This window comes from Streptomyces sp. NPDC016677 (genome assembly GCF_055562815.1).
The window spans coordinates 120,813-138,575 of sequence record NZ_JBVHEO010000001.1; the positions used below are offsets into that span (position 1 = coordinate 120,813).

The window sequence follows — 17,763 nt, forward strand, 5'->3', positions numbered from 1 at the left end:
GTGGGGCGGCCCTGAGGCCGCCCCACAGACATGTCACGCGATCGTGTGCCTCAGGCCGCGCGCTGGCCCACCGCCTCGCCGGCGGCGCGGGACGCCACGGGGACCGGCGCCGCGTCGGCGGCGGCGGTCGTGGCGGCCGGCCGGTGGACGGCGACCGTACGCGGCGTGGGCGTCGGTACGGTCATCGCCACCAGCAGTCCCAGGGCGAGCGCCACGACGGCGACGACGGCGATCCACCCGGCGGAGGTCGTCTGCGACAGCAGCAGCATGGCGAACGTCGAGAGGATCACGGTGAGGGAACCGTAGGCGAACTGTGCGACAGTCGGACGGGGCATGGCCATCGTGTCCTCGAAAAGGAGTGATCTCGGGGGTGAGACGGGCGGTCGGCCTGGCTTTCCGCCGACTCCCAAGCGTTCCGCCAGACGACTCTAATCGGTCGCATGCCCGAGGGGAACGAACGGTAAGCGTGACCTGACCTACAGTGCGCAGCACGGGGGGCGCACGGTGTCATGGCGTCCACCAAGTGGACAGTCATACGCGCCTGTCAGGTTTCTCCGCCATTTCCCCCACGTGTCCGTTAACCGGATCGCGCATCCGCATAACGCTCTTGACCTGTCCAAGTCAAGATCTGTCTTTTCTTCCGAACCTCTAGTCGAATGTCGTCACTTGACTACACGCGTTGAACACGAGTGCACCGCACGCGGACGCGGGGGAGGATCTCAAGTGACCAGCAGACCCTGGACCAGACCCTGGACGTTCCGGGTGACCGCGACAGCCGTAGCGCTCGCCGCCGCCACCGCCACGCTCTCCACGGCCGCGGCGGCCGAGGAGGCCCCGTCCGCCCGGCCCGCCGCCGTCGACCGGCACGACCCGCAGCCCACGAAGCAGCGGGAGCACGACCTCGACGGCCCGCTCAGCAAGACGCAGCGGGCGCAGCGCCAAGAGGCCCTGAACCAGCTGATATCCGGTGACGCCACCGCCAGGGACCGCGACGGTTCCAAGGTCGTCGCCCTCAAGGGCAAGAAGGGCGACACCAAGTACGTGGAACTGGGGCGGGAGAAGACCGACAAGATCTTCACCGTCCTGGTCGAGTTCGGCGATCAGGTCGACAGCCGCTACGGCGGCACCCCCGGCCCGCTGCACAACCGGATCGCCGAGCCGGACCGCTCCGTCGACAACAGCACCGACTGGCTGGCGGACTACGACCAGCAGCACTACGAGGACCTGTACTTCGGCACCGGCGCGGGCACCGAGTCGCTGAAGAAGTACTACGAGAAGCAGTCCTCGGGCCGGTACTCAGTCGACGGCGAGGTCACCGACTGGGTCAAGGTCCCCTACAACGAGGCCCGTTACGGCTCCAACGACTGCGACACCTGCGCCTGGAACGCGGTCCAGGACGGCGTCGCCGCCTGGGTCGCCGGCCAGGAGGCCGCGGGCCGCTCGGCCGCGGAGATCAAGGCGGACCTCTCCGAGTACGACCTCTGGGACCGCTACGACTTCGACGGCGACGGCGACTTCAACGAACCCGACGGCTACATCGACCACTTCCAGCTGGTGCACGCCGGCGAGGACGAGTCGGCCGGCGGCGGCGCGCAGGGCGAGGACGCGATCTGGGCGCACCGCTGGTACGCCTTCGGCACCGACGCCGGCTCCACCGGCCCGGCCGGCAACAAGCTCGGCGGCACCGAGATCGGCGGCACCGGCCTGTGGGTCGGCGACTACACCATCCAGCCGGAGAACGGCGGCCTGGGCGTCTTCGCCCACGAGTACGGCCACGACCTCGGCCTGCCCGACGAGTACGACACGGCCGGCGGCGAGAACTCCACCGGTTTCTGGACGCTGATGTCCTCCGGCTCCTGGCTCGGCCGGGGCGAGGACGCCATCGGTGACCTGCCCGGCGACATGAACGCCTGGGACAAGCTCCAGCTCGGCTGGCTCGACTACACCACCGCCGAGGCCGGCACCACGTCCCGGCACAGGCTGGGCGTCGCGGAGTACAACACCAGGAACGACCAGGCGCTGATCGTCACCCTGCCCGACAAGACCGTCACCACCGAGGTCGTCCAGCCCGCCGAGGGCGCGAGCCAGTGGTGGAGCGGCAGCGGCGACGACCTGCGCAACACCCTCACCCGCACCGTCGACCTCACCGGCAGGACCTCCGCCGAACTCACCCTCGACGGCTGGTGGGACATCGAGTCCGGCTACGACTACCTCTACACCGAGGTCTCCACCGACGCCGGCGCCTCCTGGACGCCCCTCGACGGCACCGCCGACGGCCAGGCGATCCCGCGCGACGGCAGCGACAAGCCGGCGCTCACCGGCTCGGTCGACGCCCACCGGGAACTGGCGTACTCCCTCGACGCCTACGCCGGCCGGCAGATCGACATCCGCTTCCGCTACCAGACCGACGGCGGCGTGGCGCAGAAGGGCTTCACCGCCGACGAGATCACGGTCACGGCCGACGGCGCGACCCTGTTCGGCGACGACGCCGAGACCGCGGACGCGGCCTGGGCCGCCACCGGCTTCTCCCGCGTCGGCGCGTCCTTCACCAAGGCGTACGCGCAGTACTACATCGCGGAGAACCGCCAGTACGTCTCCTACGACACGACGTTGCGGACGGGCCCGTACAACTTCGGCTTCTCCACGACCCGTCCGGACTGGGTGGAGCACTTCCCGTACCAGAACGGCCTGTTGATCTGGAAGTGGGACACCTCCCAGGCGGACGACAACACCAGCGTCCACCCGGGCACCGGCCTCATCCTCCCCGTCGACGCGCACCCCACGGCCCTGAAGTGGTCCGACGGCACGCTGATGCGCAACCGGTTCCAGGCGTACGACTCGCCCTTCAGCACCTACCGCACCGACGCCCTCACCCTGCACAACGCGGACGTCGTCACCCGCGTCCCGTCCGCGCGGGGGGTGCCGGTCTTCAACGATCACACCGGCGACTACTACGACGAGTCGAACCCGACCGGCGGCGTCCGGGTCACTGACACCAACACCAAGATCAAGATCACCAAGGAGGCCCGCGACGGCTCCACGATCGAGCTGGAAGTCGGCCCCGCGGTGAAATAATCCACGTTCTCGCAGGTCAGAGCATGATCGGCGGCGACCCTCTGGCGGGGCGCCGCCGATCCGTGTTTAGGTGCGTGGTGTGGTTCTCTTATTGACACCGGCTGGTACGGGGGTATGACCGCATGGCCACAGGAGGCTTCTGCAAGCTGCCGAACGGCACCGTGGTGGTGGCGCTGAACCTGCCGAGCCCCGCCGTCCGCGTCCTCGTCCACGCCGGCAACCGGGCGCGCGCCCTGACCAGGCTGCGCAACCTCGGCCTGCGCGCCGTCTACCTGCGGGGCAACGCCGCCCCGCCGACCCCCGACGAGATCACCGCCGTACTGCACCACCCGGACGGCCTGGTGTGGCGCACGGCCCCGACGGAGACCGCCGCCCGCGGCCCTGAGCGGGTCCAGGAGCTGTGGCACCCCATCCGGGCGCTGCTCAGACCCTCGACCGCCCCGATGTGACGGCTCACCGCACGACGGGCTTCCCGGACAGCTCCACGCCCGCCTCCCGCAGCTCCCGCAGCGCCCGCTCGGTGGTCGCGGCGGCCACCCCGGCGGTCAGGTCGAGCAGCACCTGCGTACGGAAGCCCTCCCGTACGGCGTCCAGCGCGGTGGCCCGGACGCAGTGGTCGGTGGCGATGCCGACCACGTCGACCTCGTCGATCTCCCGGTCGCGCAGCCAGTCCCCGAGCCGCACGCCGTTCTCGTCGGCGCCCTCGAAGCCGCTGTAGGCCGCCGCGTACGCCCCCTTGCTGAAGACGGCGTCGACCGCGCCGGAGGCGACGGCGGGGGCGAAGTTCGGGTGGAAGCCCACGCCCTCCGTCCCGGCGACGCAGTGCGGGGGCCAGGTGTGCTCGTAGTCGGGCTGGTCGGCGAAGTGGCCGCCGGGCGCGATGTGGTGGTCCCGGGTGGCCACCACATGGCGGTACCCGGCCGGCGCCTGCCCGATCAGCTCGGTGACGGCGGCGGCCACGTCGGCACCTCCGGCGACGGCGAGGCTGCCGCCCTCGCAGAAGTCGTTCTGCACGTCTACGACGATCAAGGCGCGGCGCATGGTCGGTGTCCTTCGGCTGTCGGAACGGCGATCACTGGGGTGGGCGGGGATCCGCCGGAAGTCTCGCTGCGCACTCGCTCTAGCTACCCGAGCCCTCGGCGGCGTACTCCGTCGGAATCACGGGTTCCCCCCGGGACAGCTGGGTGGCGGACAGCGGCAGGGCGGCGCGGGCCGCCGCGTGCCGGTCCCGGGCCACCTCCAGCGGCTCGCGGGCGACCACCGCGCCGCCCTTGACCAGCTCGACCAGGAGCTGCCGGCCGGCCAGCGCGGCGGGCACCGGACCGGTGCCGACCACCTCCGCCTCGGCGTACCCGTCCGCGTCCAGCCGGCGCGCGGCCCACTTGCGTCCCCCCACGGAGGTCTTGCCGCCGCTGGACTTCTTCGCCACCGGCACCAGCGGTGCCTTCGGGTCGTCGGACTCGGCGCGGGCGACCAGCTTGTAGACCATGGACGCGGTCGGGTGCCCGGAGCCGGTCACCAGCTGGGTGCCGACCCCGTAGGCGTCCACGGGCGCCGCCGCCAGCGAGGCGATGGCGTACTCGTCCAGGTCGGAGGTGACGACGATCTTCGTCTCCGTGGCGCCCAGCTCGTCCAGCTGCTGCCGCACCCGGTGCGCGACCAGCAGCAGGTCGCCGGAGTCGATGCGCACCGCGCCGAGCCCCCCACCGGCCACCTGCACGGCGGTGCGGACCGCCTCGGCCACGTCGTACGTGTCCACCAGCAGCGTCGTGCCCGAGCCGAGGGAGTCCACCTGGGCCCGGAAGGCGTCCCGCTCACTGTCGTGCAGCAGCGTGAAGGCGTGCGCCGAGGTGCCGACGGTCGGGATGCCGTAGCGGAAGCCGGCGGCCAGGTCGGAGGTGGTGGCGAAGCCGCCGACGTAGGCGGCGCGGGCGGCGGCCACGGCGGCCAGCTCGTGGGTGCGCCGGGCGCCCATCTCGATCAGCGGGCGGTCCCCGGCCGCGGAGGCCATCCGGGAGGCCGCGGCGGCGATCGCCGAGTCGTGGTTGAGGATGGACAGGATCACGGTCTCCAGCAGCACGCACTCGGCGAAGCTGCCCTCCACCCGCATGATCGGCGAGCCCGGGAAGTACACCTCGCCCTCCGGGTAGCCCCAGATGTCGCCGCTGAAGCGGTAGTCCGCGAGCCAGGCCAGGGTCGGCTCGTCGACGATCTCCCGCTCCCGCAGGAAGTCGAGGACGCCGGTGTCGAAGCGGAAGTTCTCGACGGCGTCGAGGACCCGCCCGGTGCCGGCCACCACGCCGTACCGGCGCCCGTCCGGCAGCCGCCGGGTGAAGACCTCGAACACGCTGCGGCGCCCGGCCGTGCCCGCCGCCAGGGCGGCCCGCAGCATCGTCAGCTCGTACTGGTCCGTGAAGAGCGCCGTCGAGGGAACGTCGACCGGCAGCCCGAGGTCCGCTGTGTTCATGGCGGAATCGTACCCCCATTTCGTCAGTCTGACGATTTTGATCCGCGTCACAGGCCCGTTTGTGCGACCGCCCCCCTGCGGTGGCAGCATGGGTGATGTGACGTCACCCGCTCCCGTAGAGATCGAACGCACCGACCCGGCCGAAGAAGCCTTCGCCGTGCCCGAGCCGGACGTCCCCTGGGTCACCATCGTCCACAACGACCCGGTCAACCTCATGAGCTATGTGACCTACGTCTTCCAGACGTACTTCGGCTACTCCAAGGACAAGGCCACCAAGCTCATGCTCGACGTCCACCACCAGGGCCGGGCGGTCGTCTCCAGCGGCAGCCGCGAGGAGATGGAACGCGATGTGCAGGCCATGCACGGCTACGGCCTGTGGGCCACCCTCCAGCAGGACCGGAAGTAGCCGGCGGCGCCGGACAGAAGCAGCCAGGACCGGGAAGTAGCTGACACGCCTTCATGCCAGGACAATTCGAACCGCTCCCCGGCGGCGGCGCGGCCGTCGCCCTCGACGACGTCGAGATCTCCATCATCCGGTCGCTGGCCGTGCAGCTCCTGGAGCTGATCGGCCCCGGACCCGGCGGGGACGCGCCCGACGACCCGCTCGCCGACCTCTTCGCCGAGGGCCCCAGCGAGCCGCCCGCCGACCCGGTGCTCAGGCGCCTGTTCCCGGACGCCTACATCGACCCCGAGGCCACCCCGCAGGCCGCCGAGGCCGAGGAGCAGCGGGCGCACTCCGCGGAGTTCCGCCGGTTCACCGAGAACGACCTCAGGGCCGGCAAACGGGAGAACGCGCTGGCGGTGGTCCGCTCCCTGGACGCCCTGGCCTCCGCCTGGGCCGGGGAGGGCGGCGCGGTGCTGAAGCTGTCGCCGGACGAGTCCCGGCAGTGGCTGAGCTGTCTGAACGACCTGCGCCTGGCCATCGGCTCCCGGCTGGACATCGCCGACGAGGACGACACCGACCTGCTCTACCGCCTCCCGGACTCGGACCCGCGCAAGCCGATGGTGATGGCGTACCTGTGGCTGGGCGGGCTCCAGGAGACGCTGGTCGCCACGCTCATGCCCTGAACCCGTTCAGTGGGGCCTCGCATCCGGATAACGATCCCGTCACCTTGGCGCCCTGCTGTGCACCCTTAGGTGCCCTTTTTCCGCCATTTAATCGTGGCGTGTGTCACAGAGCGCTCCTGTGGTCCCCGAGGCAGTCGTGGTAAATCTTCACGATCGCCCGGCCGACACCACCCGAATGTCGACCGGGTGCGCCACCGAGCCGGCGGATCGCCGGCCAGGCACGAGCGGGACGTCAGGCCCGCTCAGCTCCAGTATCCGGGGGGATCGAGATCCGGTCCGCGGCCACCGAGAGGGCCCGGGTCGGTTGTGGAGAAAGGCGCACCACACATGACCTCAGCGAAGGTCGACACGGACAAGGGCCCCGACCAGGCCCCCGAGGAGGGCTACGAGCGCGGGCTCGGCAGCCGCCAGGTCCAGATGATCGCGATCGGCGGCGCCATCGGCGTCGGCCTCTTCCTGGGCGCCGGGGCCAACATCGCCAAGGCCGGCCCCAGCCTCATCCTCATGTACGCCCTCGCGGGCCTGATCATCTTCTTCATCATGCGGGCCCTGGGCGAACTGCTGCTCTACCGCCCGGTCTCCGGCTCCTTCGCCGAGTACTCGCGTGAATTCCTCGGCCCCTTCTTCGGCTACTTCACCGGCTGGACGTACTGGCTGATGTGGGTGGTCACCGGCATGGCGGAGCTGACCGCCGCCGCCATCTACATCCACTACTGGTTCCCGGACATCCCGCAGTGGGTCTCCGCCCTCGTCTTCCTGGTCCTGCTGTTCGTCGCCAACCTGATCTCGGTGAAGCTCTTCGGCGAGATCGAGTTCTGGTTCTCGATGGTCAAGGTCACCGCCATCATCGGCATGATCGTGATCGGCATCGGCGTCCTCACCCTGGGCTTCAGCCAGGCCGGCGACACCGCGGCCGTCTCCAACCTGTGGGAGTTCGACGGCTTCTTCCCCAAGGGCATCGGCTCGTCCCTGATGACCCTCCAGGGCGTCATGTTCGCCTACCTCGCGGTCGAACTGGTCGGCGTCACCGCCGGCGAGTCGGAGAACCCGGAGAAGACCCTCCCCAAGGCGATCAACACCCTGCCCTGGCGCATCGCCCTCTTCTACGTCGGCGCCCTCACCGTCATCCTGGCCGTGGTCAAGTGGACCGAGTTCGCCGAGGGCGTCAGCCCCTTCGTGAAGGCCTTCGCGGTCATCGGCATCCCGGCCGGCGCCGGCATCGTCAACTTCGTCGTGCTCACCGCCGCCCTGTCGTCCTGCAACTCCGGCATGTACTCCACGGGCCGCATGCTGCGCACCCTCGCGGACAACGGTGAGGCCCCGAGGGTCTTCAACCGGCTGTCGTCGACCAAGACCCCGGCCATCGGCATCGGCGTCTCGGTGATCTTCATGGGCATCGGCGTGGTCCTGAACTACATCGTCCCGGAGAAGGCGTTCGGCTACGTCACCTCGGTCGCCACCGCCGCCGGCATCTGGACCTGGCTGATGATCCTGATCAGCCACGTCCTCTACCGCCGCCAGGTCGTCGCGGGCCGCCTGCCCGCCTCCTCCTTCCCGGCCCCCGGCGGCTCGGTCTGCTCCTACATCGCCATCGCCTTCCTGCTCTTCGTCACCGTCCTGATCGCGATGGACGCCGACGCCCGCGTCTGCCTGTACGTGATGGCCGGCTGGGCCGTCGCCCTCGGCATCGGCTGGGCGCTGCTCAAGAGCCGCAACCCCGAGGTCACCCAGCGGGGCGGCGAGCGCGGCGGAGAGCCGGAGTTCGAGAAGGTCGGCTGACCCCGTCCGCCTGCCGATACGGCTGCTGTCCGGCATATGGGCCGTCCCGTACCACCCATCGGTACGGGGCGGCCCTCTGCTTATCCTGCTTCTCATGCTGACCATCACCCAGACGCTGTACGACCAGATCGTGGCCCACTCCCGCGAGGACCACCCCGACGAGGCGTGCGGCGTGATCGCGGGCCCCGTCGGCGCCGGCCGCCCCGAGCGGTTCATCCCGATGCTGAACGCCGCTCGCTCGCCCACGTTCTACGAGTTCGACTCCCAGGACCTGCTCAAGCTCTACCGCGAGATGGACGACCGCGACGAGGAACCGGTGGTGATCTACCACTCCCACACGGCCACCGAGGCCTACCCCTCGCGCACCGACATCTCGTACGCGGGCGAGCCCGGCGCCCACTACGTCCTGGTCTCCACCGCCGACACCGACGGCGCCGGCGACTTCCAGTTCCGCTCCTTCCGCATCGTGGAGGGCGAGGTCACGGAGGAGGAAGTGAAGGTCGTCGACAGCTACTGATCTGGGTGGATTCCCGGGCTTCTCGCACTGCGGATGAACATCGTCCGAAGGGTGAGATCACCTTCCAGAACCCGGACCGGGAATCGATACGATGACCGCATGGTTTCCCACGACGTGAGCACGAAGACGCCGGGCACGCTGCTCGTGGCGCGGCTGCACGTCGACCTGTGCAGGCTCGCCAGCGCCATCTGTTGACCCCGCCCTGCCGCCGTACGGCCGTGAGCCGCGGCGTGCTGACGCGCGCCCTCCGAAACCCACGACACTTCCGACAGGAGCCCTGAGCCATGGCCATCGAGGTCCGCATCCCCACCATCCTCCGCACCTACACCGACGGTCAGAAGGCGGTGGAGGGCACCGGAGCAACCCTCGCCGACCTGTTCGCCGACCTCGACACCCGCCACCAGGGCATCCAGGCCCGCATCGTCGACGACGGCAAGCTGCGCCGCTTCGTCAACGTCTACCTCAACGACGAGGACGTCCGCTTCCTCGACGGCATCGACACCAAGCTCACCGACGGCGACAACGTCACGATCCTGCCGGCCGTCGCCGGCGGTATGGCCTGATACCCATGCGCTACGACTCCCCGCTGGCCGCGGTGGGCCACACCCCCCTGGTGCGCCTGCCGCGGCTGTCGCCCTCCGCCGACGTGTCGATCTGGGCCAAGCTGGAGGACCGCAACCCCACCGGCTCGATCAAGGACCGGCCCGCCCTGCACATGATCGAGCAGGCGGAGAAGGACGGCCGGCTCACCCCCGGCTGCACCATCCTGGAGCCGACCAGCGGCAACACCGGCATCTCGCTCGCCATGGCCGCCAAGCTCAAGGGCTACCGCATGGTCTGCGTCATGCCCGAGAACACCTCCCAGGAACGCCGCGACCTGCTCGGCATGTGGGGCGCCGAGATCATCGCCTCCCCGGCCGCCGGCGGCTCCAACACCGCCGTGCGCGTCGCCAAGGAACTGGCCGCCGAGCACCCCGACTGGGTCATGCTCTACCAGTACGGCAACCCCGACAACGCCGGCGCCCACTACGCCACGACCGGCCCGGAGATCCTCACCGACCTCCCGTCGATCACGCACTTCGTCGCGGGCCTCGGGACGACGGGCACCCTGATGGGCGTCGGCCGCTACCTGCGCGAGCACAGGCCGGACGTCAAGATCGTCGCCGCCGAGCCCCGCTACGACGACCTCGTCTACGGCCTGCGCAACCTCGACGAGGGCTTCGTCCCCGAGCTGTACGACGCCTCCGTCCTCACCACCCGCTACTCCGTCGGCTCGGCCGACGCCGTCACCCGCACCCGCGAACTCCTCGCCCAGGAGGGCATCTTCGCGGGCGTCTCCACCGGCGCCGCCCTGCACGCCGCGATCGGCGTCGCCACCAAGGCGCTCAAGGCCGGCGAGAGCGCCGATGTCGTCTTCGTCGTCGCCGACGGCGGCTGGAAGTACCTCTCCACCGGCGTCTACACCGCGGCCACCACCGAGGAGGCCATCGAGACCCTCCACGGCCAGCTCTGGGCCTGATCCGCTACGACGCGAGGTGACGGACCTGGTCCCACAGGGCCGGGTCCACCACCCCCACCCGCCGCCGGAAGTCGCCCACCCGGACCTTGCGCAGCTCACCGGTGTCCAGGAAGCTCGCCCGCCCCCGCGCGTCCCCCACCGATCCCGGCGGCAGCGCGATCACCCCGCCCCGCCCCTCCCGGTACCGGGTGGTGATCTTCGCGACGACCGCCCGCCGCCCCCGCACCGACAGCACCAGGCAGGGCCGGTCCTTCCCGCCCCCGCGCTCCTCGTAGGGCACGTTCGCCCACCAGATCTCCGCCGGCCGCGGCCGCGCCCGCACCCCCGGCGGCCGGTGCCCCCGGCCCCAGCCGTCCACGAGCGCCGCGACCAGCCCCAGCAGGGCCACCGCCGCGATCACCAGCCACCAGGACGCGTTCATACCCGCCGACGTTACCGGCGCACGCGGCATATGCGCGCCCCCTCGACGGTCCCGACCGCCCCCTCTTCCAGCCGAACCGGTGACACCGCAGGTGAGTTCGCCCACAACGGCCCCTGGCGGAGGAGCGACCCCAGGTTTTGCGCCTTACGCTCGGTGAACCGCACGACCCCCGTCTCTCCACACCCGCCAGCGGAGGTTTCTGCTCCATGAAGCTCACCGTCGTCGGCTGCTCGGGGTCGTTCCCGTCCGCGGAATCGGCCTGTTCGAGCTACCTCGTCGAGGCCGACGGCTTCCGGCTGCTCCTCGACATGGGCAACGGCGCCCTGGGCGAGCTGCAGCGCCACTGCGGTCTCTACGACCTCGACGCGATCTTCCTCAGCCATCTGCACGCCGACCACTGCATCGACATGTGCGCCTACTTCGTGGCGCGCTACTACCGGTACGACGGCGGCCGCTGCGCCCCCCTGCCGGTCTACGGCCCCGAGGGCACCGAGCACCGGCTCACCACCGCCTACGCCGACACGCCCTCCGCCTCCTCCATGAGCGAGGTCTTCGACTTCCACACGGTCAAGCCGTCCACCTTCGAGGTCGGCCCCTTCACCGTGCACACCGAGCGCGTCGCCCACCCCGTGGAGGCCTACGCCGTCCGCGTCGAGCACGCCGGACGCTCACTGACGTACTCCGGCGACACGGGCGTCACCCCCGTCCTCGACGAACTCGCCCGGGAGACCGACCTGTTCCTGTGCGAGGCCGCCTTCACCCACGGCAAGGAGGACATCCCCGACCTCCACCTCAACGGCCGCCAGGCCGGCGAGAGCGCCGCCCGCGCCGGCGCCCGCCGCCTCGTCCTCACCCACATCCCGCCGTGGACCGACCCCCGCGTCAACCTGGCCGACGCCCGCGCCGTCTACGGCGGCCCGTCGGAAGTGGCGGCGCCGGGAGCGACGTACGAGATCTGACGCCACGCACGAGGGCCCCCGGAACCAGGACGGTTCCGGGGGCCCTCGCACCGCGGCGGGCGGCTACGCCTTGGTGAGGTCCTCGACCTCCTCCTCGGGCTCGCGGCCCGGGGTCTTCAGGTCGAACTTGACGATGGCGAAGCGGAACACCACGTAGTAGAGCGCCGCGAAGACCAGTCCGATCGGAATGATCAGCCAGGGCTTGGTCGCCAGATGCCAGTTGAGCGCGTAGTCGATGAACCCGGCCGAGAAGTTGAAGCCGGCGTGCACCCCCAGGCCCCACGTCACCGCCATCGAGACCGCCGTGAGCACCGCGTGCAGCACGTACAGCAGCGGCGCGATGAACATGAACGAGAACTCGATCGGCTCGGTCACACCCGTGACGAACGACGTCGCCGCCAGCGAGACCATCATGCCCATCACGGCCTTGCGGCGCTCGGGACGGGCACAGTGCGCGATCGCGATCGCGGCGGCCGGCAGACCGAACATCATGATCGGGAAGAAGCCGGACTGGAAGATGCCGGCGGACGGGTCACCGGCCAGGAAGCGGGTGATGTCGCCGTGCACGATCTCACCGGAGGCGTTCTCGAAGTCGCCGAGCTGGAACCAGGCCACCGTGTTGACGAACTGGTGCATGCCGATCGGGATCAGCCCGCGGTTCACCGCGCCGAACAGCGCCGCGCCGCCCGCGCCCAGGCCCGTCATCCACTCACCGAAGGTGGAGATGCCCTCGCCGATGGGCTCCCAGACCAGACCGAAGAAGACACCGACCACGATGCCGACGAACGCCATGATGATCGGCACCAGCCGGCGGCCGTTGAAGAAGCCCAGCCAGTCCACCAGCTTCTTGCGGTGGTACCGCTGCCACAGCACCGCCGCCAGCAGACCCATGATGATGCCGCCGAGCACCCCGGGGTCGTTGTACGTCGCCGCGGTGTCCGCGCCCTCCTTCACCACCGCCTCGGTGACCGGGAACGCCTGGAGCACCTTGCTGTAGACGAGGAAGCCGACCACCGCGGCCAGCGCGGTCGAACCGTCCGCCTTCTTCGCGAAACCGATCGCCACACCGATGCAGAACAGGATCGGCAGCGAGCCGGTCAGCGCGCTGCCCGCGTTGTTGAAGACCGCGGCGACCTTGTCCCAGCCCAGGCCGTCCTTGCCGAAGATGTCGTCCTGGCCGAGCCGGACCATGATGCCCGCGGCCGGCAGTACGGCGATCGGGAGCTGCAAACTGCGGCCGACCTTCTGCAGGCCCTGGAACAGGCCTGATCCCCGCTTCTTCGCGGGAGCCGCCGAGGCGGTGGCGGTGCTCATCGTGCTTCCTCCAACACAGGTGGTGGTCTACACCACTCAGTGGTGCGGACCTGTTCTAACACGATGAAGGTGACATAAGGAACCCACGATTCCGTCAGTACGGCGGCACCCCGGCGCCGGTCACCGGGGGCGGGTGGTGTAGACCAGTCGGCGGGCTCGCGCAGACGGGCCGACTGTGGGTTACTGCGACAAAGCGGTTCGGATCAGGGAGAAGGAACATGGCCACCAAGGCTGAGAAGATCGTCGCCGGGCTCGGCGGCATCGACAACATCGACGAGATCGAAGGCTGCATCACCCGCCTCCGCACCGAGGTCCACGACCCCTCCCTCGTCGACGAAGCCGCCCTCAAGGCCGCCGGCGCCCACGGCGTCGTGAAGATGGGCAGCGCCATCCAGGTCGTCATCGGCACGGACGCGGACCCGATCGCCGCCGACATCGAAGACATGATGTAGCCGACACCGCACGCGCGAAGAGGGTCCCTTCCCGCCCCGGAAGGGACCCTCTTCCCGTACGGCTAGGCTCGTCCGCATGTCACGCATCGACGGCCGCACGCCCGAACAGCTCCGCCCCGTCACCATCGAACGCGGCTGGAGCAAGCACGCCGAGGGCTCCGTCCTCGTCTCCTTCGGCGACACCAGAGTCCTCTGCACCGCCTCCGTCACCGAAGGCGTCCCGCGCTGGCGCAAGGGCAGCGGCGAGGGCTGGGTCACCGCCGAGTACGCCATGCTGCCCCGCGCCACCAACACCCGCGGCGACCGCGAGTCCGTCAAGGGCCGCATCGGCGGCCGCACCCACGAGATCAGCCGCCTCATCGGCCGCTCCCTGCGCGCCGTCATCGACTTCAAGGCCCTCGGCGAGACGACGATCGTCCTGGACTGCGACGTGCTGCAGGCCGACGGCGGCACCCGCACCGCCGCCATCACCGGCGCCTACGTGGCCCTGGCCGACGCCATCACCTGGGGCCAGGCCAACAAGCTGATCCGCCCCAGCCGCAAGCCGCTGACCGGCACGGTCTCCGCCGTCTCCGTCGGCATCATCGACGGCACCCCCATGCTCGACCTCCGCTACGAGGAGGACGTCCGCGCCGACACCGACATGAACGTCGTCTGCACCGGCGACGGCCGCTTCGTCGAGGTCCAGGGCACCGCCGAGGCCGAACCCTTCGCCCGCGACGAGCTCAACACCCTCCTCGACCTCGCCACCGCCGGCTGCGCCGAACTCACCGACCTCCAGCGCAAGGCCCTCGACACGGTCCTCGAAAGGTAAAGACCGCGGAAAGAACGGCGGTCCGCGCAGGCAACTGGACCGCCCGCCCCCGCGTCCCTGCACATATACGGAGGTACGGGCTGCACCGCCGTACATCCGGCGCGACAGCACCGCCCAGAGGGCCGCACGGCCCTGTCCGTAAGGAAGGACCGCACTCTCATGGCCACGACCCGCCGACGCCGAAGTCGTCGCACCGCCCTCGCCACCGCCGCCGCCGTGGCGGCCGTCGGCCTGACGGCCGGGCTGACCACCGGCTGCGACGCCGTCGACAAGGCACTGGACTGCGTCCAGACCGCCGACGCCATCGCCGACAGCGTCACCGACCTCCAGCAGGCCGTCGAGGCCGCGGCGGACGACCCGACGCAGCTGGAGAAGTCCCTGAACAGCATCGACAAGAACCTCGACAAGCTCGGCGACAAGACCGACAACGCCGACGTCAACAAGGCCGTGGGCGACCTCGGCAAGGCCGTGGACAACGTCCGCACCTCCGTCGAGAACGGCGACGCGACGCCCGACATCAGCCCGGTCAGGGACGCGGCGGGCGAACTGACGAAGGTCTGCACGCCGTGACCGAGGGGTGAGCGGATGCGAGGGCAGCGGCGGGTCACCGGAATACTGGTCCCCATGACCCGCCTGATCCTCGCCACCCGCAACGCCGGAAAGATCACCGAACTCCGCGCCATCCTGGGGGAGGCCGGCCTCCCCCACGAACTGGTCGGCACCGACGCGTACCCCGAGATCCCGGACGTGAAGGAGACGGGGGTGACCTTCGCGGAGAACGCCCTGCTGAAGGCCCACGCCCTCGCCCGGGCCACCGGCCTGCCCGCCGTCGCCGACGACTCCGGCCTCTGCGTCGACGTCATGAACGGCGCCCCCGGCATCTTCTCCGCCCGCTGGTCCGGCCGCCACGGCGACGACCGGGCCAACCTGGACCTCCTCCTCGCCCAGCTCGCCGACATCGCGGACGAACACCGCGGCGCGTACTTCGCCTGCGCGGCGGCCCTCGCCCTCCCCGACGGCACGGAACGCGTCGTCGAGGGCAAGCTGATGGGCGTCCTGCGCCGCTCCCCGTCCGGCACGGGCGGCTTCGGCTACGACCCGATCCTCCAGCCGGAGGGCGAGACCCGCACCTGCGCGGAACTGACGGCCGCCGAGAAGAACGCGATCAGCCATCGGGGGAAGGCGTTCCGGGGGTTGGTGCCGGTGGTGCGGGAGTTGTTGGGCTGACTCCGCAAAACAGCTCTGCACCTTCGAAACGGAGGCGCAGAGCTGTTTTTCCTGTGGGCCCGGTGGGACTCGAACCCACGACACACCGGACCTAAACCGGCGCCCTCTTGCCAGCTGGGGTACGGGCCCGCAGCGCTTCTACTCTACTGGGCGGCGCGGGTCGCTCGTCCTCCTCCTCGGCACCAGGTGCTGGTGACGGCGTGGCAGTTGGGGCACAGGAGGCGGAGGTTCTCCCGTCGGTTGTCACGCCAGTCCCCGTTGACGTGGTCGATCTCGAGAGTTATCGGCTTGCCCAGCCACTGCGGAGCAGTTCCACACCTGGCGCACTGCTCGGGTACGCCGACTTCCCGAAGTGCTCGACGCAGCAGCGAAGTCGTACTTCGACGGTTGCTGTCGCTTCGCACCAGAATGTCCTCTGCGCGCTTGGCCGACGGGCTGCTCCGGCCCTGTTGGTGCGCTTGCCCGAGAAAGTGGGAGGTGTCGATATCGTGTTCCGTGACCCACTGCTGAAACAGCGCGCGCAGTCGGCCGTTGTTCGGCCGCCCCAGAGACTTCAGGGCGCCTGCGATGGAGACCGCCTCCGCGACCGCGCTGCGCAACTCGTGAGGGGGAGGCTTCGGAGAGGGGTTTCGGCCCCGTCGCCGTCGCGGGAAGTGTGAGACGTCGATGCCGAAATGGTCGAAGCGCTTGTACAGGTGCCGACGGAGATTGCGGTAGGGGCGCGCGCCGAAGAAGGCGATGACCTCGTCGATGTCGGCGCACTTCTCGGCTGCCTCGACCAGGCGGTCGCGGGTGTATCGCATACCGCAGCTCACGCGGCACGTCCCTTGCTCCGGCCTCGGTAGGTGTCTGTCGTCGAGTGGCAGTTGGGGCAGAGCATCCGTAGATTGTCGATCTGGTTGTTCCGCCAGTCGCCGTCGATGTGGTCGACCTCCAGGGGCAGTGGTTCCCCGAGCCACACCGGGCCGACTCCGCACAGAACGCAGCGTTCTTCGACGCCGAGCTCACGCATGGCCCGCTTGAGCCGGTTGCTCGGGACGCGCTTGGCGTGGTCCGACGCGTCCACGGTGAGGATCTCCTCGGCCGTCCTGCGACGCTGATTGTGGCGTTGCCGCTCCGTGCGGACCACTGGTGTGAAGTGCGAGGTGTCGATCCCGTAAGCCTTGATCCGCCGCGAGATGTGCGTGTGATGCCCGCCGACCAGATCGAGTCCCAGTCGGCGCAAGACGTCATTGACGCTCGCCGACGTGGCGACCGCCGATTCCAAGACCTCCCTCGTCCACTTCACGCCTTCTCGCTCGAAGTGCGAGACATCCACCCCCAGCTTCCTCATCCGGTCGAAGATGTACCGCCGCTGCCTACTCTGCGGATCCACCCCCAACCGCCCCAACGCCTCCGTGAGCGTCCGCGCCCCCCGGGCGGCCTCCTCCAGGCGCTCCCGCGTGTACGTACTGGTCCCCATCGAGCCGCCCCCTCCGATGTCCGGCCGCCTGTTCGTGGCCTCGTACGGAGTAACGAACCGGTTATCGGACCGTCACGCTCGATATGCGGAAGGGGCCGTTCCGGGGTGGTGTCCCGGTACGGCCCCTCGGGGAGGTGTCTCAGATGCCCAGATCCTTGATGATCTTGGCTACGTGGCCCGTCGCGCGGACGTTGTACAGGGCCTTCTCCACCTTGCCCTCCTCGTCCACCACGATCGTGGAGCGGATGACGCCCATATAGGTCTTGCCGTAGTTCTTCTTCTCGCCGAAGGCGCCGTACGCCTCCAGGACGGACTTGTCCGGGTCGGCGAGGAGGGTGACCTTCAGGGATTCCGTCTCGCGGAACCTGGCCAGCTTCTCGGGCTGGTCGGGGGAGATGCCGAGGACGTCGTAGCCGGCGCCGGCCAGCAGGTCGAGGTTGTCCGTGAAGTCGCACGCCTGCTTCGTGCAGCCGGGGGTGAGGGCCGCGGGGTAGAAGTAGACGATGACCTTGCGGCCCTTGTGGTCGGCCAGGGACACCTCGTTGCCGTCGGCGTCCTGGAGGGTGAAGGCGGGGGCCACGTCCCCGGGCTGGAGTCGCTCGCTCATCGGGACAGAGTAACCGGGGGTGCTGACAGTGCGGCGAGGCGCGGAGCTGACAGACTGTCCGGAACAGCACGCATCAGCATCA

Annotated in this window: 22 protein-coding genes and 1 tRNA gene; 14 read left to right on the forward strand and 9 right to left on the reverse strand. The window is 69.9% G+C overall.

The window, feature by feature from the left end; all coding sequences use genetic code 11:
- Positions 1 to 50: 50 nt before the first annotated feature.
- Positions 51 to 341, reverse strand: coding sequence for a hypothetical protein (locus ACZ3IG_RS00470; RefSeq protein WP_467427662.1), 291 nt, complete (start codon positions 339 to 341; stop codon positions 51 to 53).
- 382 nt (positions 342 to 723) lie between these two features.
- Here ACZ3IG_RS00470 and ACZ3IG_RS00475 point away from each other — a divergent pair, with 382 nt between their 5' ends.
- A complete protein-coding gene (locus ACZ3IG_RS00475) occupies positions 724 to 3,075 on the forward strand; it encodes an immune inhibitor A domain-containing protein (protein ID WP_467427663.1) in 2,352 nt (783 codons plus the stop codon).
- A gap of 122 nt (positions 3,076 to 3,197) precedes the next feature.
- Entirely contained in the window at positions 3,198 to 3,524 is a 327-nt protein-coding gene (locus tag ACZ3IG_RS00480; RefSeq protein ID WP_467427664.1) for a hypothetical protein, read from the forward strand.
- Positions 3,525 to 3,528: 4 nt separating this feature from the next.
- Here ACZ3IG_RS00480 and ACZ3IG_RS00485 read toward each other — a convergent pair whose 3' ends face one another.
- Positions 3,529 to 4,116, reverse strand: coding sequence for an isochorismatase family protein (locus ACZ3IG_RS00485; RefSeq protein WP_467427665.1), 588 nt, complete (start codon positions 4,114 to 4,116; stop codon positions 3,529 to 3,531).
- Between the two features lie 79 nt (positions 4,117 to 4,195).
- The gene (locus ACZ3IG_RS00490; RefSeq protein WP_467427667.1) at positions 4,196 to 5,542 is read right to left on the reverse strand and encodes a nicotinate phosphoribosyltransferase; all 1,347 of its coding nucleotides are present in this window, start codon (positions 5,540 to 5,542) and stop codon (positions 4,196 to 4,198) included.
- Positions 5,543 to 5,630: 88 nt separating this feature from the next.
- Between ACZ3IG_RS00490 and clpS the strand changes: the two genes are divergently transcribed.
- The 7 genes from clpS to ACZ3IG_RS00525 all read left to right on the forward strand — a co-directional run bounded on the left by clpS (position 5,631) and on the right by ACZ3IG_RS00525 (position 10,425).
- Positions 5,631 to 5,948, forward strand: coding sequence for an ATP-dependent Clp protease adapter ClpS (gene clpS, locus ACZ3IG_RS00495; protein WP_467427668.1), 318 nt, complete (start codon positions 5,631 to 5,633; stop codon positions 5,946 to 5,948).
- A 53-nt stretch (positions 5,949 to 6,001) separates the two neighbouring features.
- Positions 6,002 to 6,610: a DUF2017 domain-containing protein gene (locus tag ACZ3IG_RS00500; protein ID WP_467427670.1), complete on the forward strand. Its 609-nt coding sequence runs from the start codon at positions 6,002 to 6,004 to the stop codon at positions 6,608 to 6,610.
- A 327-nt stretch (positions 6,611 to 6,937) separates the two neighbouring features.
- Entirely contained in the window at positions 6,938 to 8,389 is a 1,452-nt protein-coding gene (locus ACZ3IG_RS00505) for an amino acid permease (RefSeq protein ID WP_467427671.1), read from the forward strand.
- A 94-nt stretch (positions 8,390 to 8,483) separates the two neighbouring features.
- Positions 8,484 to 8,906, forward strand: a complete 423-nt coding sequence (locus tag ACZ3IG_RS00510; protein ID WP_467427672.1) for a M67 family metallopeptidase — start codon at positions 8,484 to 8,486, stop codon at positions 8,904 to 8,906.
- A 99-nt stretch (positions 8,907 to 9,005) separates the two neighbouring features.
- Positions 9,006 to 9,101, forward strand: a complete 96-nt coding sequence (locus ACZ3IG_RS00515; protein ID WP_374198371.1) for a putative leader peptide — start codon at positions 9,006 to 9,008, stop codon at positions 9,099 to 9,101.
- Positions 9,102 to 9,190: 89 nt separating this feature from the next.
- The gene (locus tag ACZ3IG_RS00520) at positions 9,191 to 9,469 is read left to right on the forward strand and encodes a MoaD/ThiS family protein (protein WP_215166482.1); all 279 of its coding nucleotides are present in this window, start codon (positions 9,191 to 9,193) and stop codon (positions 9,467 to 9,469) included.
- A 5-nt stretch (positions 9,470 to 9,474) separates the two neighbouring features.
- Complete coding sequence (locus ACZ3IG_RS00525; protein ID WP_467427676.1) at positions 9,475 to 10,425, forward strand: PLP-dependent cysteine synthase family protein; 951 nt, start codon at positions 9,475 to 9,477, stop codon at positions 10,423 to 10,425.
- A 4-nt stretch (positions 10,426 to 10,429) separates the two neighbouring features.
- Here the strand turns inward: ACZ3IG_RS00525 and ACZ3IG_RS00530 are convergent, their stop codons facing one another.
- Complete coding sequence (locus ACZ3IG_RS00530; RefSeq protein ID WP_467427678.1) at positions 10,430 to 10,846, reverse strand: type II toxin-antitoxin system PemK/MazF family toxin; 417 nt, start codon at positions 10,844 to 10,846, stop codon at positions 10,430 to 10,432.
- A gap of 206 nt (positions 10,847 to 11,052) precedes the next feature.
- On the opposite strand from ACZ3IG_RS00530, the gene ACZ3IG_RS00535 reads away from it, so the two are divergent.
- Positions 11,053 to 11,805, forward strand: coding sequence for an MBL fold metallo-hydrolase (locus ACZ3IG_RS00535; RefSeq protein ID WP_467427679.1), 753 nt, complete (start codon positions 11,053 to 11,055; stop codon positions 11,803 to 11,805).
- 63 nt (positions 11,806 to 11,868) lie between these two features.
- Here ACZ3IG_RS00535 and ACZ3IG_RS00540 read toward each other — a convergent pair whose 3' ends face one another.
- Entirely contained in the window at positions 11,869 to 13,119 is a 1,251-nt protein-coding gene (locus tag ACZ3IG_RS00540) for a PTS transporter subunit EIIC (protein WP_467427680.1), read from the reverse strand.
- Positions 13,120 to 13,337: 218 nt separating this feature from the next.
- Between ACZ3IG_RS00540 and ACZ3IG_RS00545 the strand changes: the two genes are divergently transcribed.
- From ACZ3IG_RS00545 to rdgB, 4 genes are all read left to right on the forward strand, one after another.
- Positions 13,338 to 13,571, forward strand: coding sequence for a PTS sugar transporter subunit IIB (locus tag ACZ3IG_RS00545; protein ID WP_215166487.1), 234 nt, complete (start codon positions 13,338 to 13,340; stop codon positions 13,569 to 13,571).
- A gap of 76 nt (positions 13,572 to 13,647) precedes the next feature.
- A complete protein-coding gene (gene rph, locus ACZ3IG_RS00550; protein WP_215166488.1) occupies positions 13,648 to 14,385 on the forward strand; it encodes a ribonuclease PH in 738 nt (245 codons plus the stop codon).
- A gap of 159 nt (positions 14,386 to 14,544) precedes the next feature.
- On the forward strand, positions 14,545 to 14,955 hold the full coding sequence (locus tag ACZ3IG_RS00555; RefSeq protein WP_467427682.1) for a hypothetical protein: 411 nt from the start codon (positions 14,545 to 14,547) through the stop codon (positions 14,953 to 14,955).
- 54 nt (positions 14,956 to 15,009) lie between these two features.
- Positions 15,010 to 15,612: an RdgB/HAM1 family non-canonical purine NTP pyrophosphatase gene (gene rdgB / locus ACZ3IG_RS00560; RefSeq protein WP_462707708.1), complete on the forward strand. Its 603-nt coding sequence runs from the start codon at positions 15,010 to 15,012 to the stop codon at positions 15,610 to 15,612.
- A gap of 54 nt (positions 15,613 to 15,666) precedes the next feature.
- Here rdgB and ACZ3IG_RS00565 read toward each other — a convergent pair.
- From ACZ3IG_RS00565 to bcp, 4 genes are all read right to left on the reverse strand, one after another.
- Positions 15,667 to 15,741, reverse strand: a tRNA-Leu gene (locus ACZ3IG_RS00565).
- Positions 15,742 to 15,755: 14 nt separating this feature from the next.
- A complete protein-coding gene (locus tag ACZ3IG_RS00570; protein WP_467427685.1) occupies positions 15,756 to 16,415 on the reverse strand; it encodes an HNH endonuclease signature motif containing protein in 660 nt (219 codons plus the stop codon).
- An 8-nt stretch (positions 16,416 to 16,423) separates the two neighbouring features.
- A complete protein-coding gene (locus ACZ3IG_RS00575) occupies positions 16,424 to 17,074 on the reverse strand; it encodes an HNH endonuclease signature motif containing protein (RefSeq protein WP_467427686.1) in 651 nt (216 codons plus the stop codon).
- A 139-nt stretch (positions 17,075 to 17,213) separates the two neighbouring features.
- Entirely contained in the window at positions 17,214 to 17,681 is a 468-nt protein-coding gene (gene bcp, locus ACZ3IG_RS00580) for a thioredoxin-dependent thiol peroxidase (protein WP_467427688.1), read from the reverse strand.
- Between the last annotated feature and the right edge of the window lie 82 nt (positions 17,682 to 17,763).

Excerpts from the sequence above, each read along its gene's own strand:
- ACZ3IG_RS00500 (WP_467427670.1), top strand. The coding sequence starts at position 6,002 with ATGCCAGGACAATTCGAACCGCTCCCCGGCGGCGGCGCGGCCGTCGCC.
- ACZ3IG_RS00490 (WP_467427667.1), bottom strand. The coding sequence starts at position 5,542 with ATGAACACAGCGGACCTCGGGCTGCCGGTCGACGTTCCCTCGACGGCG.
- ACZ3IG_RS00470 (WP_467427662.1), bottom strand. The coding sequence starts at position 341 with ATGGCCATGCCCCGTCCGACTGTCGCACAGTTCGCCTACGGTTCCCTC.
- ACZ3IG_RS00485 (WP_467427665.1), bottom strand. The coding sequence starts at position 4,116 with ATGCGCCGCGCCTTGATCGTCGTAGACGTGCAGAACGACTTCTGCGAG.
- ACZ3IG_RS00505 (WP_467427671.1), top strand. The coding sequence starts at position 6,938 with ATGACCTCAGCGAAGGTCGACACGGACAAGGGCCCCGACCAGGCCCCC.
- ACZ3IG_RS00525 (WP_467427676.1), top strand. The coding sequence starts at position 9,475 with ATGCGCTACGACTCCCCGCTGGCCGCGGTGGGCCACACCCCCCTGGTG.
- ACZ3IG_RS00480 (WP_467427664.1), top strand. The coding sequence starts at position 3,198 with ATGGCCACAGGAGGCTTCTGCAAGCTGCCGAACGGCACCGTGGTGGTG.
- ACZ3IG_RS00520 (WP_215166482.1), top strand. The coding sequence starts at position 9,191 with ATGGCCATCGAGGTCCGCATCCCCACCATCCTCCGCACCTACACCGAC.
- ACZ3IG_RS00570 (WP_467427685.1), bottom strand. The coding sequence starts at position 16,415 with ATGCGATACACCCGCGACCGCCTGGTCGAGGCAGCCGAGAAGTGCGCC.
- ACZ3IG_RS00540 (WP_467427680.1), bottom strand. The coding sequence starts at position 13,119 with ATGAGCACCGCCACCGCCTCGGCGGCTCCCGCGAAGAAGCGGGGATCA.
- ACZ3IG_RS00535 (WP_467427679.1), top strand. The coding sequence starts at position 11,053 with ATGAAGCTCACCGTCGTCGGCTGCTCGGGGTCGTTCCCGTCCGCGGAA.
- clpS (WP_467427668.1), top strand. The coding sequence starts at position 5,631 with ATGGGTGATGTGACGTCACCCGCTCCCGTAGAGATCGAACGCACCGAC.
- ACZ3IG_RS00515 (WP_374198371.1), top strand. The coding sequence starts at position 9,006 with ATGGTTTCCCACGACGTGAGCACGAAGACGCCGGGCACGCTGCTCGTG.
- ACZ3IG_RS00510 (WP_467427672.1), top strand. The coding sequence starts at position 8,484 with ATGCTGACCATCACCCAGACGCTGTACGACCAGATCGTGGCCCACTCC.
- ACZ3IG_RS00555 (WP_467427682.1), top strand. The coding sequence starts at position 14,545 with ATGGCCACGACCCGCCGACGCCGAAGTCGTCGCACCGCCCTCGCCACC.
- ACZ3IG_RS00575 (WP_467427686.1), bottom strand. The coding sequence starts at position 17,074 with ATGGGGACCAGTACGTACACGCGGGAGCGCCTGGAGGAGGCCGCCCGG.
- rdgB (WP_462707708.1), top strand. The coding sequence starts at position 15,010 with ATGACCCGCCTGATCCTCGCCACCCGCAACGCCGGAAAGATCACCGAA.
- rph (WP_215166488.1), top strand. The coding sequence starts at position 13,648 with ATGTCACGCATCGACGGCCGCACGCCCGAACAGCTCCGCCCCGTCACC.
- bcp (WP_467427688.1), bottom strand. The coding sequence starts at position 17,681 with ATGAGCGAGCGACTCCAGCCCGGGGACGTGGCCCCCGCCTTCACCCTC.
- ACZ3IG_RS00530 (WP_467427678.1), bottom strand. The coding sequence starts at position 10,846 with ATGAACGCGTCCTGGTGGCTGGTGATCGCGGCGGTGGCCCTGCTGGGG.
- ACZ3IG_RS00545 (WP_215166487.1), top strand. The coding sequence starts at position 13,338 with ATGGCCACCAAGGCTGAGAAGATCGTCGCCGGGCTCGGCGGCATCGAC.